Genomic DNA, 17,816 nt, shown 5'->3' on the forward strand with positions numbered 1-17,816 from the left:
TAAACGTTTTACCAAAATCCTCGTTTTCCTGAAGGCATAATAGTCATCCAGTTTGTTTTGACTTCTTCTAGCTGTTTTTTAGTTAAATTAGTATTGCTTAGATTAGCACCACAGAGATTTGCCCCCTTGAGCTTAGTGTCTCTAAAATTGACATAGCTCAAATTTGCACCACGAAGATCTACATCTTCCAAATTGGCAGCATTAAACAGAGCGCGAGTTAAGTCAGCATTACGCAACATAGCCTGACGCATATCACAACTTGTAAAGCTGGTTTTATTTAAATCTGCTCCCTGAAAGTTGACTCTGATTAATTTAGAATCGTGAAACTTAGATTCGGATAAATCGGCTTTTTGTAGATCTTGCATGGTCATATCTTTTAAGCCAAAGTCTTTTCTACCAGAACTATAGGCTTTTAAAACCTCTTCAGCCGAAATTTTTGCAGGCTTAGGAGGGTTTTTAGCAGCTTGACTGAAAGAAGCGGAACTAGCACTAGTTTGAGCAGCATTTCTCGAATATCTGGAGGTATAAGCCATTCTGCCTGTCTGACGGGACATCCTGATGTCACCTTTAGAACTAGATGTAGTATCCCGTCGAGAGTACGCCATTCTTGAGCGATTAGCAAGAGTACTAGGAGGCTCATTAGCGGTAGGAAAACTAAGCATACTGTTAGATAGGCTATCTACATGATTTTCTAAGTCTAGTACCTGCAATACTTCTTCGGCACTTTTATAACGGCTTTTGACCGCTACCTCTAGCATCTTGGTCAAAATTTCCGCAAAACTATCGCTGACATCAACATATTTAAACCAATCAATATCTCCAGTAATGGGATCGCAATCCATATTTTTAGGTGCTTTTCCCGTCATTAAATACATACAGGTAACACCAAGGGCATAGACATCGCTAGCATAAACAGGACGCATAGCTAACTGTTCAGGAGGAGCAAAGCCAGGAGTACCGACTGCAAAAGCAGTAAATGCCGTTTGATTAGAACCTGCTGCACTAATATTGTCAACTTGATTTTTAACTACTCCAAAGTCAATTAAAACTAACTGATCGTCTATTTCGCGGCGAATAATGTTAGCAGGTTTGATATCTCGGTGAATAACTTTTTGAGCGTGAATATCTCGCAGAATCACCAAAAGTTCTTTGAGTACCTGTCTTGCCTTTGCCTCATTCAAAACGCCAATTTTTTTGACTTCCTGCTGAAGATTGTTGCCCTCAACAAACTCTTGAATTAAATAAAATTGATTGCGATCCTCAAAATAATCTAGCAGTCTAGGTATCTTAGGATGATTACCAATTCTGCCTAATGTTCTGGCTTCTCTTTCAAATAATTCCCTTGCCATGGACAAGAAGTTAGGATTGTCTGTATTGGGACGTAGTTGCTTAATTACACACAAAGGTCTTCCTGGAAGAGCGAGATCGGCAGCTAGAAAAGTTGCGCCAAAACCCCCTTTACCTAAACCTTTAACTAAGTGATAGCGACCATGTAACAGCAATTTTGCTCCGCACGCTTGACAGAGTTTAGACTTAGGATGATTAACTGGTTTGGGACAGGATGGATTTAGGCAATAGCTCATTCAAAATACCTACAAGGCTCTGTCTGACAAATATGTTTTTTGAGAGAGCGAATTCGCTCAATAGCTAACTTCTTGGTTTAAAACAATTAGTTCCCAGCTATTTCCTCACCAGCATATCCTAAAATTTTTAAAATCAGTTGAGTTAAACAGTTTATTGATAGTTAAGTGTGTAAGGTAAAAGCATTAGTTGCTTACTCTGATTGTTATCTACAAACAATATAGCGGTTCTCAAATTAGTCAGGTACAAAGTAAATCGTTTTAAGGCAGAGGGCAGCAAGGTGTACCCACCGCAGCTAGGCAGCAAGGCTTGTTCGCCGCAGCTAGGCAGAAGTTAGATGTACTTCAGTAAACTGAGAAATGCTATATTGTCTGGTTTTTGATAATTATCAATTATGATTTTTACGGAAGGTCATACTCTATAGCTTATCCTTCGTCTTTTGAGTCAATACCTATATCCTTGACGTTTCTAGCAATTCTTGATAGCTCGCTTTTTTCGTTTAAAGATACACGAGATGGTGAACCACTAATAATGCCTTCGTAGTTACGAAAAGATTCTTTAATAAAGGGGATTTCTGGTGCATCAGAGCTAATCACATATTCTCTAATACCTTTGTCATGCCATGAACCACGCATCTTAAAGACGTTCATGGCACGAGACATTTCACCGCGAATTTCTACATATTGTAAAAGAATAATCGTATCGGTAATAGTAGAAATATGGGACTCGGTAATTGAATTAGCCCCCAAAAATCGATCGGTAGTGTTGGTAAAAAAGCCTGTGATCTCTTCTTGTTTGGCATAACCAGTAACGCCAATGACAAACTGACGGAAGGCATTATTACTAACTCCCCTAGCTAACGCCGAAAGGGAATCGATCGCGATGCGAGCAGGCTTAAAATTAGTAATCTCAGACTTAATCATCTGTAAATGATCTTCTAAACCCGCTGATTCTGGATAACAGCAAAGTAATTTAAGTAAGCCTTTACGCTCCATCTCCTCAAAATCTACCCCCCAAGAGGAGGCATTACGAGATAGCTGCGCTCTAGATTCTTCATAGGCAAACAGTACGGCTCTTTCACCTTGACGACACCCCTCTTCTAGGAACTTGCTTACTAATAGAGTTTTGCCTGTTCCTGTTGCTCCCGTAACCAAAATAATCGAGTCTTTGAAAAAGCCACCGCCACAGAGCTTGTCGAGAGTTTTAACTCCTGAAGAACGTCGTACGTTAGATGAACGTTGAGTAAGACGCATAGCACCAAGGGGAAAGATATTAATCCCGTCATTGGTAATCGTGAAAGGATATTCTCCTTTCATGTGGGTAGTACCCCGCAGCTTGAGAATTTCAATGGTACGTCGCCGACGTTCTCCTTCTAAGACATTGCGGATAATAATTACGTTGTCCGAAACAAATTCTTCTACTCCAAAACGGGCAACAGAGCCGTATTCTTCCACCCTTTCAGTAGTTAGGATAGAAGTAACTTCTAGCTGCTTGAGACGGGCTACTAAACGAAAAATTTCTCGCCTTACTACTGAAGCTGCATCATACTGTTGAAATACTGCCGTAACCGAGTCAATTGAGACTAGCTGCGCCTTATATTTACGTATTGCATACTGAATACGTTCGATCAATGCCGATAGGTCAAAATTCCCTACTACTTCTTGCCCTTCAGGATCGGGGGAAGCATCTAAAATAAATAATTTGCCGCGATCGATTAAGCTTTGTAAATCCCAGCCAAAACTACAGGCATTTTCAATAATATCTTTTGGGGATTCTTCAAAGGTAACAAAAACACCAGGACAATCAAAAAATTCAATTCCTAGATAAAGAAACTGAATGGCTAACAGGGTTTTACCTGTACCAGATGTTCCACTAACTAAAGTTGTTCTATTAGCGGGCAAACCGCCATGGGTGATTTCGTCAAATCCTTCAATCATGGTGCGGATTTTGCGAACTCCTTTGGTAGATAGTTCTGTTGCTGGTTGATTAGGATTTGGTTCGTTCATCTAAGCTAAGAATGATGGTTCTTATTTGCTTATTTAAAGCAATCGCCGTTTAACTTTGGTCACGGCAGTATAATATTTTACATCCAATGCGATGAATATGACGTTACCTTTCTCGCTCACGGATTTCTTCGTAAAGCAAATCTAAGCCAATCAAAACCTTTTCGCGATCGCTCAAATCGCCAATTATTTTACGAACAGGAGGCGGTAAAACCTTAGATAGGGTTGGAGTTGCCAAGATTTTGTCTTCTTCAGCTAACTGAGGACTCTTTAAGACATCAATCACTTTAAGAGCATAAACTCCCTGAAAATCTTTCTCTAAAATGTCCTTTAAAGTCTTCAAAGCTCTAACTGAGTTTGGTGTGTTTCCCGCTACGTATAGCTTGAGTACATAGGTTTTTCTAAATTGATCCATAATGTTGAATAATTTATGCGTTGAGATGAGGCGATCGCGCTCATAATTTTACTTGACTTAATATAGTTGGGCATTGTTGTTATAAATTTGAGCTTGAAGCAGGCTTTGTTTCCAATACCAAATTACCCTTTAGCAGCAAAGCAATTAACCATTTATACTAAATTTGATTTATAAAACACTCTTTTTATGGATCTAGCCAAAGTCTTCTGACTATATGCAGGCAAGCGCGAAAATTGAAGCGAAGCACCATGTATAATTGCGCTTTTGGAACTTGCACAACATTAAAGTATTTTATCCCAAGATTTAATATTATTCTACTGCAAACAATAATTCTAGGGAGAAGTCTCCTCCAGGAATAGAGCGACGATACATTTCACAAAGGTGAGCGGTAATATCAATCAGTGGCAAACGATAGTCAAGCAAAATGTCATCATTTCTGCCTTCTATTTGTAACTGATAAGAAAATTCATCAATTAATTTCATGTGTATTTCGAGAATTTGCGAAGTAGAAATATCAGCAAAAAAAGCTTGATCGACAAACTCATCAATTAGCTTATTTATTTCTGAGTTCTCATTAAAGTATTCCAGCAAAATTTGACAGTAGCTTTGGCTTAATTTTTGGTCTAATTTTTCTTGCTCTTGTTTAGATAGATTGCGGTAAAAAAGGCTGGATTGGCGTTTGTAATAAATCCCTAAATATTCTTCCAGTCTTGCTTGGATTTTTTCCGTTAGCCGACGCTGTTGTAATACAAGCGATCTATGCACTTTTTCTGTTTCTGGTTCATTTATAGTCTTGTGAATATTAAGATTAGAACTAGGAGAGAGGCTCAAAAATGTAGTAATAGCCAGGTTAATATAAGTATTGATTTCTGCTAGCTGAGTTGGATACAGATGTATTTCTGCTTGATGATAAATAATGCAAGCTTGAGTAATATCGTCAAGAAAGTTGCAATCATCTGCTAATTCAAGCTTAGGATTAGCAGGCTGTTCAGTCTCGACTATTACCATAGGCAGTAAAATTCTTGATTGCCATAACTCCTCCAAGGCTGAACTTGATTGACTATCTTTGACTAAAACAATGCAGTCTATCTGTTCATTGTCGGTCAAAAAACCAACTAGATTACTACTTAAACTAAGATCTTTAACTTTAAAGCGATCGCTATTTAATCGCTCAATAACTAATTTAGCCAACTGCTGTTGGGTATAAAACAAACAAATATGCAGTTTGCTTCTAATCTTTTCAGTTGAACAAAAATTGTCTTGATAATCTGACATTGCTGAGTAAATTCTACGTTATGGTTGTCAGAGTTACATTTGAATCTGAAATAAAATAAGGCACCGCTATCAAGACTAGAGCAGCCCATAGAAGCCTATATGATGCTCAGAGAACGCAAGCACCATGAACTGACGATGTTTTAATAACGTCAATAAATATTAAATATTTAATATTTATAAAAATTTAACATTTATTGTTCGACTTTGCGAATTGTAATAAAACACAATTTAAAGCAATAGTGAACCAACTCACCAAAGGTAATAAGATGTATAAATATATAGAGATAGCATCTTGCTAAATTAGACTGGCTAAATTGCAAGATAAAATTTCTTTTTAATTGAGCATAATGTCAACTGTTTTCCGCCTTGTAAAGGCGGAGTGATCTCTAAGGGTTGGTCAAATCAATAGTTGCTAATAAGTCTAAAATTGCTTTGCTCGAGAATGGTAGAACCTAGTCTGCTGTAGACGTTAGCCAATTTCTCTTCTGGAAGACAAAAAAACGAGAATTTATGTTTAGTCACGCTCTTACTCTGAACGATTTTGCCTATTCAATTCCCATCTGTCAACCAGAAGCAGATTTGGGGAGTATCTTAAATATTTTTAAGCATGGTAATTGCCAAATAATTGCACTTCCCTTAAAAAATAATGCCTGGGGAACACTTAGCTCTCAAGATTTGCTATCGTTGATGGCTCAACTATGGCAAAGAGATTGTGTAGCCATGATTAGTCATCCGAGAATAGCTCGTCAAGAAGATATTTCTCACCTAAAATACAAAAATTTTGAACATTTAATCAAGTCAGCGATCGCTCTTTCGGGCAAGATTAAACTGCAAGAGTTTTTAAATAATTTAGAAGATGTTTCATTGAGAGATCGCGAATATTTAATAATTGATGAGTTGGGTAAGCTACAAAGAAGGCTATAAACCTCACGAATACTTAGATATTTAGCAGCAAACTTTGAGCGAACTATCGCTAATACGCTCCAAATTTCATCCCAGCCAATGATGGCAGATTCTCTGAATACTGATAAATTTTTGGACAATGATACTTCTGAGTGTTGGCTTACTTTGGCAACTAAGGCATCTATTGCTGATTCAGTTGCCATACAGCTTGCAGATGGTGCATCAGCAACTACTGAAACATTAGTAGACAAACTGCTGGAAACAATTAGTCATGAACTAAAATCCCCTTTAACTGGCATTGTTGGCTTATCTAGCCTATTTAAAGACCAACAATTAGGAAAACTTAATCAGCGTCAACTGCGTTATGCACAGTTAATTTATCATGGTGGACAAAAGCTGATGAGTATTGTTAATGATCTAATAGAATTAACTAGTTTCACTGTCGAGAAGTTTCAGCCCCAGCCAGAAGCAATCGATCTGAGGTTTTTTTGTCTTCAGCTTTTTCAACAGGCTATGAGCAAATATAAATTAGCCAGCGCAGCAGAATCAAATTTTTTTCTAGAGACTCAATTAAAATTAGATATAGAGCCTGGAGCAGAAAAGGCGATCGCTGATAAAGTACAATTATCGACTATACTTTCTCACCTAATTTTGGAAACTCTCCAGTTTTGTGAACCAGTCCGTAATATCTTGACCATTGAGGTCAAAAGTTGGCAAGAATGCACGGCAATCATAGTTAGCAATGGTCTGATGAGTGATTTTGAGTTGGCATCATCCACTGACAATTTTGACAATTTTGGTTATCCTCAGCAAAGTTCTGGTTTAAATTTAGTTATTGCCCAATATTTGGCACAGATTGCTCAGGTAAAAATACAAAGTGACTATTCAACAGATGGTTGTCAGCTTACTTTACTGCTACCTCAAGCCAAAACTGAGATGAGCAACTATTGTTCAGATAATTTAGCTTTTAATACTCAAGACAAAGTAAAGAAAAATTTGACTGTGCTTTGCCTTTATCCTGAACCAGAAATGGTTGACCCAATTATCAATAGCGATAATGGTTTGAATTTTAATCTGAAAAATTGGGCAGAACAAGATTGGACGAACATCAGCCAACAACATCATTATCAACATCGTATTATTGAAGCTGATGGTTTGGAGCAGGCACACACTTTAGCCCGTATTTGGAAGTTAGATGTGATTGTGCTGGATGGACATCAAATTGCCGATCCTATTCAATATTGGCGATCTCTCCAAGCTTCTGAATATTTGACTGCCCTACCTATAGTAACTTTAGACACTAGAACCACCGAAGCTGCAAACCAAATTGAAGGACTAAAAGTTTATCCTTGTCTGCTTCGGGCCGACTGTCGCAGCATTAAAGATTTGATGCAGGTAATTCAAATTGCTACAGGGTTGGAACAATTTAGCTCAAGCTATGAAGAGTGAAGACAGTAATTTCTGGGCGACTATTAATACGCAGCGGTAAACCCGTCATGCCTAAACCGCGATTGGTATACTCTAAAGTATCTTCAATTTGATTTAAACCAGCAAAATATTTTTTCCCGCCATAAGGTAGTATAAAAGGATTAAGAAAAGGAATTTTAATTTGTCCTCCATGGGAATGACCAGACAACTGGAGCGCAAATTTATGAGTTGCAGCACTTTTGGCGATGTAGTCTGGTTCGTGAACCAATAATATGGCAGCACTATCATCGGGTAGAAGCTTAATTACTCGATCTAAGTCTGGTTTTCCCCAGTAAGGATCGTCAACTCCAGCAAAAGTTAGTTTTTTTGTACCTCGCTCAATCACATATACTTGATTATCTAAGTTAGTTACATTACTGTTTACCAAGGCTTGTTTTAGGTTATCAGTAGCATTTGCATTTCCCTTATGGTCATGATTGCCCAAAACTGATAAAGTGCTTATTTGAGATACTAATTTGCTTAATTTTTCCTCTAGTTCCTGACTATTAAAATTTTCGTGTTTAGTAATAAAGTCTCCTGTAATCGCGATCACATCTGGCTTTTGTTGATTAACCAGCTTGATGATTCTATCTAATCTTTTTGTAGGCATAAAGCGATTGCTGTGAAGATCGCTAATCTGTACAATTTTAAACTCATTAAAGGCTGGACTTAAGTTAGGAATTGTGAGTTGAATTGGCACTACTTCAATCCAATTTGGCTCTATTTTTGAACCATAAATATAACAAGAGATAAATAACGCGATCGCAATTATAGTAAAGTTATATAGCAATTTTTTTATGGTCTTAAATGGAAAATAATAACGCTTGGCTAACATATATGAGCAACTTTGAGAGATAGCGTTTGCTTTTCCATATTAATCTTTGTTTACATGAAATATTTAAATCAACACGTAATTATTACAGGTGGCTCTAGCGGTATTGGGAAAGCTACGGCAAAGTTATTAGCTCAACAGGGCGCAAATATTTCCCTAATTGCTCGCGATCGCCAAAAGTTAGCCACTGCTCAACGGGAAATAGCTACGTTAGCTCGAACTTCCCAACAAGTGCTTATTTTTCCAGCCGATGTATCTGATTCGGCTGCTATTAAAATCGCTATCAAGGGCGCGATAGCCCAACAAGGAATACCAGAGATGCTGATTACTTCGGCGGGAATAACTCATCCTGGTTACTTTTCAGAAATTCCCCTAGAAGTTTTTGAACGGATTATGGCGGTAAATTATTTTGGTTCTCTTTACGCCCTTAGAGCCGTTTTACCAGCTATGGAACAGCAAAAAAGGGGAAATATAGTCTTAATTTCATCTGGTGCGGGATTAATCGGTATTTATGGTTATACAGCTTACTGCCCTTCTAAGTTTGCTCTAAGAGGATTAGCAGAATCTCTTAGGGGCGAACTAAAGCCAAAGGGTATCAAAGTCACAATTGTATATCCCCCTGATACTGACACTCCTCAGCTAGAGGCAGAAAATAAAATAAAACCTGTCGAAACTAAAAAGATTACCGCTACAGCCAAAATTTTGACTGCCGAGGCAGTAGCAAAACAGATTGTTCAAGGCGTGGAAAAAGGGAATTTTGCGATCGCTCCTGGAACCGAGTTAACGATTCTGAATCGATTTCATAGTCTTTTAAGCCCTATATTAAACTGGTATTTTGATAGTATAGTCAGGAGAATAAATAATACGGTTAAACGATAAAGCGATCGCAATAATATATCAGAAGTTATTTTCCCAGTAATTTGACTGCACCAATACCGCCAAAATATAGTCCTAGCACTGCACCAGCCAATAAAGATTGAGTTAAAGGATCGGTAGAAGGAGTTAAAATTGCCCCCATAACTACCGAGCCAAGTACTACATAACGCCAACCTGCAAACATTTGCGCTGCCGAAACAATCCCTAAAAAACCCAAAATCAACTGAATTACAGGAATTTGAAACGCTAAACCCGTACTAAATAGTAAAAGTAATACGAACTCGAAATATTTATCAATTGACCAAGATTGTTCAACTACATCACTGCCGTAGTTAATAAAGAAATTAAGCGCAGCAGGAATTAAAGCAATATAAGCAAAAAACAAACCTGCAAAAAACAAAATACTAGAGCCAAAAATTACAGGAGCAAGTAGACGACGTTCTTTTCTAGTCAATCCTGGCAAGACAAATTGAACAATCTGATAAAGAATAAACGGACTTGCCAGCACCATCCCACTATAGCCAGCTACCTTGATAGATACAAAGAAAAACTCTCCTGGGGCTAGCTGTAAGAATTTTACACCTTGAGCAGGAACTTCCAAAATCCGAACTAAAGGTTTGACAAAAACAAAGCAGCCTAAAGCTGCGATCGCTACTGCAATTAAAGCATAGAAAATACGCAAGCGTAGTTCTTCTAGATGATCGAACAGTGACATCTCCACTTCATCTGGAAGTTCATTTAGATATTTTTCTTTCTCTTTGTCTTTGACGGAAGTTTCTAAGTTAGATGGTGGCATAAATTGATAGACAGAAATTAATCGTTCTACAGATTGAGTAAAATCGCTAAACTTGTTTTAATAATTATATCTTTCGCCGATCCTGTTTTTTTATTTATACCGAGATGTATATAAGGATCGCTCTTATATTTAAATTTGAAAGCTAATAAATTGAGCATATTCAATTTACTATTGATATTAACTAAGGTCTTAGCTTTCCCGTGAGAGATTTATTGAAATTCAGATGTTAAAAAGTGACTTACTTATCTATAGGCGTAGTGGCGAAACAATCATACCTAAGAAGTTAGAAATTAATGGTCATAATTTAGGTATAGCAGAGAATATAATCAATTGTTTTCAAGATTGCATAGGTAAAAATCAAGGGGATCTAGATCGGCGACTTTTAGACCTAGAAGGAAACAGCCCGAATTATCGATTGATAAGAGGTCTAGCTCATATATTACGTAATACCTTTTCTACTTTGGAAATTATTAGTCCTCTTGAGCCACCAATGCTTCGGCAAAGAGTTTTCTCACAAGCAGCTAAAACAGCAACTATACCTAATAATCGCAGCGATACTTTAGAAGCAATTTCTCTCTGTCTGTCTGATGAATTAAAATATGCTGTATCTCGTACTGAAATTGAAGCAGGATTATACGCAGACCTGCAAGAAAATCGTATACTAACTCAGTTTGAAGCACCAATTTCTGAGTCATTGCTTCATCGTTACAATCTTTCTCAAGTACAGGGCATTTTTTACCATGCCACCAACGTTGTTATCAATGCGCACCGTAATGATCCTGGAGAATACAAATTACTGTTTCGCTATATCAAATTATTTCAGTTAATGGCATATATAGAAGGAGATGCTGATACTGGATTTACGTTGACTATGGATGGTCCAGCTAGTCTTTTCAAAGCAAGCACCAGATATGGTTTAGCTTTGGCAAAAATGATTCCAGCTTTGCTTCATGTAACAGAATGGAGTCTCCAGGCTAAATTACAAAACCGCGATCAATACTCTGGAAATATTAAGACAGGTAAGTTTAACCTGGCAAGCGGTCGTTGTGATTTAGTTTCTCACTATCCCCCAGGAAAACCATATGATAGTATGCTAGAGGCTTCTTTTGCTAAAAGTTGGGCGAAAACAAAAACTGAATGGCGATTAGAAAGAGAGGTCGACTTAATTCCTCTTCCAGGCAGCGTAATGATTCCTGACTTTCGTCTAGTTCATCCAGACGGCAGAGAATTTCTTCTAGAAATTGTGGGCTACTGGCGACCACAATATTTGCAGAAAAAATTCTATCAGGTGCGTAGTGGTGACACTGAAAACTTAATTCTTGCTGTTTCTGAAAGATTAAACTTAGAAAAGGCTGGGGTAAAGTTTACTGATTTACCAAATAGGTTAATCTGGTTTAAAAATAAGCTACAGTCCAAAGCGGTATTAGATTTATTGGAAAATTAGATCGCGGTTGACTGCTTATACAAATAAATAAAAATATTCCTGTAAATCTTAAAGAAGAAGCTGTAAATGAGCAGACTTCACCCAAGAGGTTAGAATTTCTAGCTAGTGTAAATGAAGAGTTACTCCCATCCCACTATAAGATTATTTAAAATAGAGAAGTTGAAATAAAGCGGTAGAAATAGGAAGTCGGACACAAAAACTTAAAAAACAGCAATTGAGTGGCAAAAGCTATACTACCAGAATCAACAGAGCTATTTAAGAGCAAGATTATTAGCAATCAAATTTTTAGTTGAAGGTAAAACGAGAAGAGAAGTCTCGCAGTCGTTAGATTGTACTTACAAAACCTTGACTAATTGGATTGATAAATACCTCGACGGCAGATTAGAAAAATTAACCGAATCAATCAGACATCGAGTTCCACAAAAATTAGGCCCAGCTCAAAAGCTACAGTTTAAACAAATGCTTCTGCAACAAACTCCAATTGACTACGGTATCGATAGGAATTTGTGGACAGCTAAAATTATGACTCAAGTCATTGAACAAAACTGGAATGTTCAGTTAAAAAATAGTCGTATTTATGAAATTATTCAAGAGCTGAATCTTTCATATTAAAAAGGTCATCAAGATTATGTTAATGCAAATAAAGCCAAACAAAGACAGTTTGTCGAGTTACTAAATAAAAGCTTAAAGTTAGAGGTGAAGATAAAAAAATCCTCTTTTTTGACGAATTTGCTGTATATGACCGCCAAGCGTATTTTTTATGGATGAGCAGAGAAAAATACCCGACCCAAGATTCCTAGCAATGAAAAGAGAAAACGCCATGAGGTTAGCGGACTGTTGAGTGTGGATGCTTTAACAGGAGAAGAATATCTACAACTAAAGTCCAAATCGAAGAGTGAAGATATTGCCAGCTATTTTGGTTTGCTATGTGATGATTTATTAAATAAAAGCTATCGTAAGGTCACAATTATTTTCGACAACAATTCGACTTATAAAGACAAAATGAAGTCTCAATTGAAAACTCTCATGTCTACCTTAGAAATTGACCAGAAAATTCAAGTCGAGTTTTTTCGTACCCCTTCTTACTCTCCTGATTTTAATTTAGCTGAATATATAGCAATACGTTATAAGGTTAGGACGCTATACTGAATAAATCAAGAAACGAAAGAGAATAGGATTAATGGCATCCCCTTACAGTTACGATTTGCGAGCGAAGGCAATTAAAGCAGTAAAAAGTGGCGAGAAGAAAGTCAATGTATGCCGAATGTTCGCTATCAGTCGTAACACACTGAACTTGTGGCTCAAAAGAGAACAAGTTCAGGGTGACTTCAAAGCGATCGCTCTTCATCAAAAAGGAAAAAAGCCCAAGATTAAAAACCTCCTGCGTTTTCAAGAATTTGTGTTGCAACACAACAACAAAACACAGCAACGAATAGCTCAATTATGGGGGAAGAATCTAACTCAGCAAAATGTCAGCGATGCGATAAGAAAGCTGGGCATAACTAGAAAAAAAGCGGTCAGACCCCGCGTCGCCGACAGGCGCAAGACAAAGGGCTTGCCCGCATGTACGCTGACCAAGACAAACTTATGGGTATCGAGAGAGAAATGAAGAAAAAAGGCAACAATTTCTTGAACGTATCGGTCAAATAGATCGAAGCAAAATCGTCTATGTAGATGAAGCAGGATTCGACAATCGAGACGATTATCCATACGGATATAGCCCGAAAGGAACAAGATGTTATGGATTAAAATCGGGTCGAAGAGTAGACAGGGTTAGTTGGATTGCAGCGTTAAAATCAGGAAAAGTTTTTGCACCGTTGACATATGAGGGATGTTGTAATCGTCAAGTATTTGAGACTTGGTTAGAAAAAAGTTTGCTTCCTCAATTGAAGTCTGGCGACATTATCGTGATTGACAATGCAACCTTTCACAAAGGACAAAGCATTCTTGAAATCGTTCATCATGCAGGATGTGAAATTTGGTATTTGCCCCCGTATTCCCCTGATTTAAACAAAATAGAGCGTTGGTGGTCGGTTCTCAAAACTTGGATGAAACAAAGAATTTACGATTTTGAAACTATCCGAGAGTGTGTTGATTCTGCTTTCGCGCAATGTCCTAATGTCTTCGCGTAATGCTATATTATTCACTTATTAAGACTATGATTTTTGCATCACTTACCGTTAAACGTAACTATTGAGCAAATAGAACAAAAACTAAGTAATTATTTTCTACCTCACCGACTTCAAACACCACAACAAATCAAAAATACAATTCGTCATATTTGTCATTTAATTCGGTATTTTTCGGGCGGGATGGGAGTAACACGTTTGGTTGTTAGAAATCCTAATTGTATATCTTAGCTAATTTAGTTTTAAAGCTATCTGATGTTGAAATTCTGATTGTGATCGCTGAAAATAATAATACTTCAGAAGATGTCAAAGGAAAAATACTTGAAAAACTGTTAGGCTGTTCTCGTTATCTAGATAGCAAATAGCAAAAAGACCACTTCACTTTCGGAAAGATGGTCTTTTTGCTTGTAATATAGAACCTGGCACTGAGCTATTTTTCCAGGGGGCTACCCCCCAAGTATCTTCGCCGCTACAGAGTTTAACTATCGAGTTCGGGATGGGGTCGAAGTGGTTCCACTGCGCTAAAAGCACCAGGAATTCTTTTTGGAATCTACATTCCCTCAAGACTGCATAAATCTAGAATTGTGTGAGTTGAGCCAAAATACTAAGTAAACTAGACAAGTCTTTTAGCTGTTTTTTTGCTTGAATTAAGGTCAAGCCCTCGGTCTGTTAGCACGCCTTGGCTACAAACATTGCTGCTCTTCCACCTAGCGCCTATCAACGGGTGTTCTTCCCGTGACCTTACTGGCTATTGCCATGAGAGTACTCATCTTGAGGTGGGCTTCCCACTTAGATGCTTTCAGCGGTTATCCTCTCCGCACTTGGCTACCCAGCGTTTACCGTTGGCACGATAACTGGTACACCAGCGGTGCGTTCTTCCCGGTCCTCTCGTACTAAGGAAGACTCCTCTCAATACTCTTGCGCCTACACCGGATATGGACCGAACTGTCTCACGACGTTCTGAACCCAGCTCACGTACCGCTTTAATGGGCGAACAGCCCAACCCTTGGGACCTACTTCAGCCCCAGGTTGCGATGAGCCGACATCGAGGTGCCAAACCTCCCCGTCGATGTGAACTCTTGGGGGAGATCAGCCTGTTATCCCTAGAGTAACTTTTATCCGTTGAGCGACGGCCTTTCCACGCAGCACCGTCGGATCACTAAGACCATGTTTCCATCCTGCTTGAGTTGTCTCTCTCGCAGTCAAGCTCCCTTCTGCCTTTGCACTCTTGGGCTGATTTCCATCCAGCCTGAGGGAACCTTTGTGCGCCTCCGTTACTTTTTTGGAGGCGACCGCCCCAGTCAAACTACCCACCTGAAACTGTTCTTCTCCCGGATTACGGGAGCAAGTTAGAATTCTAGCCTCCCTAGAGTGGTATCTCACATTTCGACTCCAGCAATCCCACAAGACTGCTCTCAACGTCTCCCACCTATTCTGCGCAAGGGAAGCCCGAACCCAATTCCAGGCTATAGTAAAGCTTCATAGGGTCTTTCTGTCCAAGTGTAGGTAGTCCGTATCTTCACAGACATTCCTATTTCGCCGAGCCTCTCTCCGAGACAGCGCCCAGATCGTTACGCCTTTCGTGCGGGTCGGAACTTACCCGACAAGGAATTTCGCTACCTTAGGACCGTTATAGTTACGGCCGCCGTTCACTGGGGCTTCAGTCGTTAGCTTTACCTCCTAAGAGGCTGACCAACTTCCTTAACCTTCCAGCACTGGGCAGGCGTCAGCCCCTATACATCCTCTTTCGAGTTAGCAGAGACCTATGTTTTTGGTAAACAGTCGCCTGGGCCTCTTTATTGCAACCACCTCTCGATGGCACCCCTTCTCCCGAAGTTACGGGGTCATTTTGCCGAGTTCCTTAGAGAGAGTTATCTCGCGCCCCTTAGTATTCTCTACCTGCCCACCTGTGTCGGTTTCGGGTACGGGTACTATATCTTCAACGTTTAGATAGCTTTTCTTGGCACTAGCTTTACCACACGTTCTCCGTAGAAAACTCCCAATCCATTCAGGGCGTGGTTATTTTTCATGCGTCCCTATCTAAACTCCCATATAATAGTCAAGGAATATTCACCTTGTGTCCATCGACTACGCCTTTCGGCCTCGCCTTAGGTCCCGACTAACTCTTCGCGGACGAGCCTTCCGAAGAAACCCTTGGGCTTTCGGGGTATATGATTCTCACATATATTTTCGCTACTTAAGCCGACATTCTCACTTCTGTACTGTCCACATCTGCTTGCCGCTAATGCTTCTCCCTATACAGAACGCTCCTCTACCACTTACATAAATGCAAGTCCACAGCTTCGGTGACACACTTAGCCCCGTTCATTTTCGGCGCAGGAGCGCTAGACCAGTGAGCTATTACGCACTCTTTCAAGGGTTGCTGCTTCTAAGCAAACCTCCTGGTTGTCTATGCACTCCCACCTCCTTTCTCACTTAGTGTGTACTTGGGGACCTTAGCTGGTGGTCTGGGCTGTTTCCCTTTCGACGATGAAGCTTATCCCCCACCGTCTCACTGGCTAAATTTGATTGGGTATTCTGAGTTTGTCTCACTTTGGTACCGCTCTCGCAGCCCGCAGCGAAACAGTGCTTTACCCCCCAATCAATTCTTTAACCGCTGCGCCTAAACGCATTTCGAGGAGAACCAGCTAGCTCCGGGTTCGATTGGCATTTCACCCCTAACCACACCTCATCCGCTGGCTTTTCAACGCCAGTCGGTTCGGACCTCCACTTAGCTTTACCCAAGCTTCATCCTGGACATGGTTAGATCACCCGGGTTCGGGTCTACAAATTGTGACATCACTTTGCCCTAATTCAGGCTCGCTTTCACTTTGGCTTCGGGTATTACCCCTTAACCTGCCACAACCTGTAAGTCGCCGGCTCATTCTTCAACAGGCACACTATCACACGTTCAATCGTGCTCTAATTGCTTGTAGGCTAACGGTTTCATATTCTATTTCACTCCCCTCGCCGGGGTTCTTTTCACCTTTCCCTCGCGGTACTGTTCTCTATCGGTTACACAGGAGTATTTAGCCTTACGAGGTGGTCCTCGTTGATTCACACGGAATTCCACGGGCTCCGTGCTACTCGGGATTCAGTCTGGTTACTTCCAATTTCGACTACAGGACTTTCACCCCCTCTGGTGCAGCTTTCAACTGCTTCGTCTATCTTTCATAATCCGTTGTGACTGTCCCACAACCCCACCAACCTTAGTCGATGGTTTGGGCTGTTTCCGCTTCGCTCGCCGCTACTAGGGAAATCGCTTTTGCTTTCTCTTCCTTCAGCTACTAAGATGTTTCAGTTCGCTGAGTTCGCTCGCTCCTGCCTATATATTCAGCAGGTCGTTCATTTGGGTTGCCCCATTCGGACACCCTCGGATCAATGCTTGTTTCCAACTCCCCGAGGCATTTCGTCGGTCACCACGTCCTTCTTCGCCTTTGTGTACCTAGGTATCCACCGTTAGCCCTTTGTAGCTTGACCTTTTTGACTGTTGGTTGTTTGTACCTAAGTACTTACTTCCAACACTCTGTTTGTTCTTCGCTCAATAGGTTTTATTGACGAGCATTCCTTTTCGCCTTGCGGCGACGCAGGGTCTCGTCCCTACTTGGACTAATTTTTGATAGTTCTTACACTATCGCCTTAGTTTTTATGACCTAAATTGTTACTTAGTTCTTTTATTGGCTCTATCACCAGTAAACTTTCCTTCCTATCTCTCGATAATCGGGTTCATTTACTAATTCTAGATATTATGCAGTTTTCAAGGTTCGCTTGCTAGAGTTTAAAACTCCAGCATCCTCATTCTACCTTTTTGCTTGGTAGCCATGACAGTGCTGAATTTATTCTCTTTATTTTTTTATGGCTTTTATTTCTTTGGTCTTTTGGTGGAGATAAGCGGACTCGAACCGCTGACATCCTGCTTGCAAAGCAGGCGCTCTACCAACTGAGCTATACCCCCATTTCTCTTGTTCATTGAACATTGTAAGAGTGGTGGGCCATCCTGGACTTGAACCAGGGACCTCACCCTTATCAGGGGTGCGCTCTAACCACCTGAGCTAATAGCCCGCATCTTGGTTAGACTCATTTGACTGAGTTGAA

Annotated in this window: 12 protein-coding genes, 2 tRNA genes, 2 rRNA genes and 2 pseudogenes; 8 read left to right on the forward strand and 10 right to left on the reverse strand. The window is 39.8% G+C overall.

Annotated elements, in window-relative coordinates; all coding sequences use genetic code 11:
• Positions 1-8 precede the first annotated feature (8 nt).
• The 4 genes from SLP02_RS17825 to SLP02_RS17840 all read right to left on the reverse strand — a co-directional run bounded on the left by SLP02_RS17825 (position 9) and on the right by SLP02_RS17840 (position 5,274).
• Positions 9-1,583, reverse strand: a complete 1,575-nt coding sequence (locus SLP02_RS17825; RefSeq protein ID WP_319422085.1) for a serine/threonine-protein kinase — start codon at positions 1,581-1,583, stop codon at positions 9-11.
• A gap of 423 nt (positions 1,584-2,006) precedes the next feature.
• A complete protein-coding gene (gene kaiC, locus SLP02_RS17830) occupies positions 2,007-3,587 on the reverse strand; it encodes a circadian clock protein KaiC (protein WP_319422086.1) in 1,581 nt (526 codons plus the stop codon).
• A 103-nt stretch (positions 3,588-3,690) separates the two neighbouring features.
• Positions 3,691-3,999, reverse strand: a complete 309-nt coding sequence (kaiB, locus tag SLP02_RS17835; protein ID WP_319422087.1) for a circadian clock protein KaiB — start codon at positions 3,997-3,999, stop codon at positions 3,691-3,693.
• A 309-nt stretch (positions 4,000-4,308) separates the two neighbouring features.
• Positions 4,309-5,274 (reverse strand): circadian clock protein KaiA, encoded by a 966-nt coding sequence (locus tag SLP02_RS17840; RefSeq protein WP_319422088.1) that lies wholly within the window; start codon positions 5,272-5,274, stop codon positions 4,309-4,311.
• Positions 5,275-5,784: 510 nt separating this feature from the next.
• Between SLP02_RS17840 and SLP02_RS17845 the strand changes: the two genes are divergently transcribed.
• Positions 5,785-6,198 carry a hypothetical protein gene (locus SLP02_RS17845; RefSeq protein ID WP_319422089.1) on the forward strand — a complete coding sequence of 138 codons (414 nt, stop codon included), beginning with the start codon at positions 5,785-5,787 and terminating at the stop codon, positions 6,196-6,198.
• 78 nt (positions 6,199-6,276) lie between these two features.
• On the forward strand, positions 6,277-7,626 hold the full coding sequence (locus SLP02_RS17850; RefSeq protein ID WP_319422090.1) for a sensor histidine kinase: 1,350 nt from the start codon (positions 6,277-6,279) through the stop codon (positions 7,624-7,626).
• Here SLP02_RS17850 and SLP02_RS17855 read toward each other — a convergent pair.
• Positions 7,604-8,434, reverse strand: a complete 831-nt coding sequence (locus SLP02_RS17855) for a metallophosphoesterase (RefSeq protein WP_319422091.1) — start codon at positions 8,432-8,434, stop codon at positions 7,604-7,606. The two genes, SLP02_RS17850 and SLP02_RS17855, sit on opposite strands and share 23 nt — an antisense overlap.
• A 99-nt stretch (positions 8,435-8,533) precedes the next feature.
• Between SLP02_RS17855 and SLP02_RS17860 the strand changes: the two genes are divergently transcribed.
• Positions 8,534-9,355, forward strand: coding sequence for an SDR family oxidoreductase (locus tag SLP02_RS17860; protein ID WP_319422092.1), 822 nt, complete (start codon positions 8,534-8,536; stop codon positions 9,353-9,355).
• Between the two features lie 25 nt (positions 9,356-9,380).
• Here SLP02_RS17860 and tatC read toward each other — a convergent pair whose 3' ends face one another.
• The gene (gene tatC / locus SLP02_RS17865; RefSeq protein ID WP_319422093.1) at positions 9,381-10,148 is read right to left on the reverse strand and encodes a twin-arginine translocase subunit TatC; all 768 of its coding nucleotides are present in this window, start codon (positions 10,146-10,148) and stop codon (positions 9,381-9,383) included.
• 223 nt (positions 10,149-10,371) lie between these two features.
• Here tatC and SLP02_RS17870 point away from each other — a divergent pair, with 223 nt between their 5' ends.
• The 5 genes and pseudogenes from SLP02_RS17870 (at position 10,372) to SLP02_RS17890 (ending at position 14,086) form a co-directional block, all read left to right on the forward strand.
• A complete protein-coding gene (locus tag SLP02_RS17870) occupies positions 10,372-11,592 on the forward strand; it encodes a DUF790 family protein (protein WP_319422094.1) in 1,221 nt (406 codons plus the stop codon).
• 213 nt (positions 11,593-11,805) lie between these two features.
• The gene (locus SLP02_RS17875; RefSeq protein WP_319423702.1) at positions 11,806-12,204 is read left to right on the forward strand and encodes a helix-turn-helix domain-containing protein; all 399 of its coding nucleotides are present in this window, start codon (positions 11,806-11,808) and stop codon (positions 12,202-12,204) included.
• A 177-nt stretch (positions 12,205-12,381) separates the two neighbouring features.
• Positions 12,382-12,741: pseudogene (locus SLP02_RS17880) on the forward strand (transposase); the annotation flags it as partial.
• A 31-nt stretch (positions 12,742-12,772) separates the two neighbouring features.
• A pseudogene (locus SLP02_RS17885) lies at positions 12,773-13,724 on the forward strand (IS630 family transposase).
• A 215-nt stretch (positions 13,725-13,939) separates the two neighbouring features.
• Complete coding sequence (locus SLP02_RS17890) at positions 13,940-14,086, forward strand: hypothetical protein (RefSeq protein WP_319422095.1); 147 nt, start codon at positions 13,940-13,942, stop codon at positions 14,084-14,086.
• Between the two features lie 52 nt (positions 14,087-14,138).
• Here SLP02_RS17890 and rrf read toward each other — a convergent pair.
• From rrf to SLP02_RS17910, 4 genes are all read right to left on the reverse strand, one after another.
• Positions 14,139-14,256 (reverse strand): 5S ribosomal RNA (gene rrf, locus SLP02_RS17895).
• Between the two features lie 114 nt (positions 14,257-14,370).
• Positions 14,371-17,201 (reverse strand): 23S ribosomal RNA (locus tag SLP02_RS17900).
• 399 nt (positions 17,202-17,600) lie between these two features.
• Positions 17,601-17,676 (reverse strand) — tRNA-Ala (locus SLP02_RS17905).
• A 30-nt stretch (positions 17,677-17,706) separates the two neighbouring features.
• Positions 17,707-17,783 (reverse strand) — tRNA-Ile (locus tag SLP02_RS17910).
• Between the last annotated feature and the right edge of the window lie 33 nt (positions 17,784-17,816).

The organism is Pleurocapsa sp. FMAR1, assembly GCF_963665995.1.
In the GTDB taxonomy this organism is placed as follows: Bacteria; Cyanobacteriota; Cyanobacteriia; order Cyanobacteriales; family Xenococcaceae; genus Waterburya.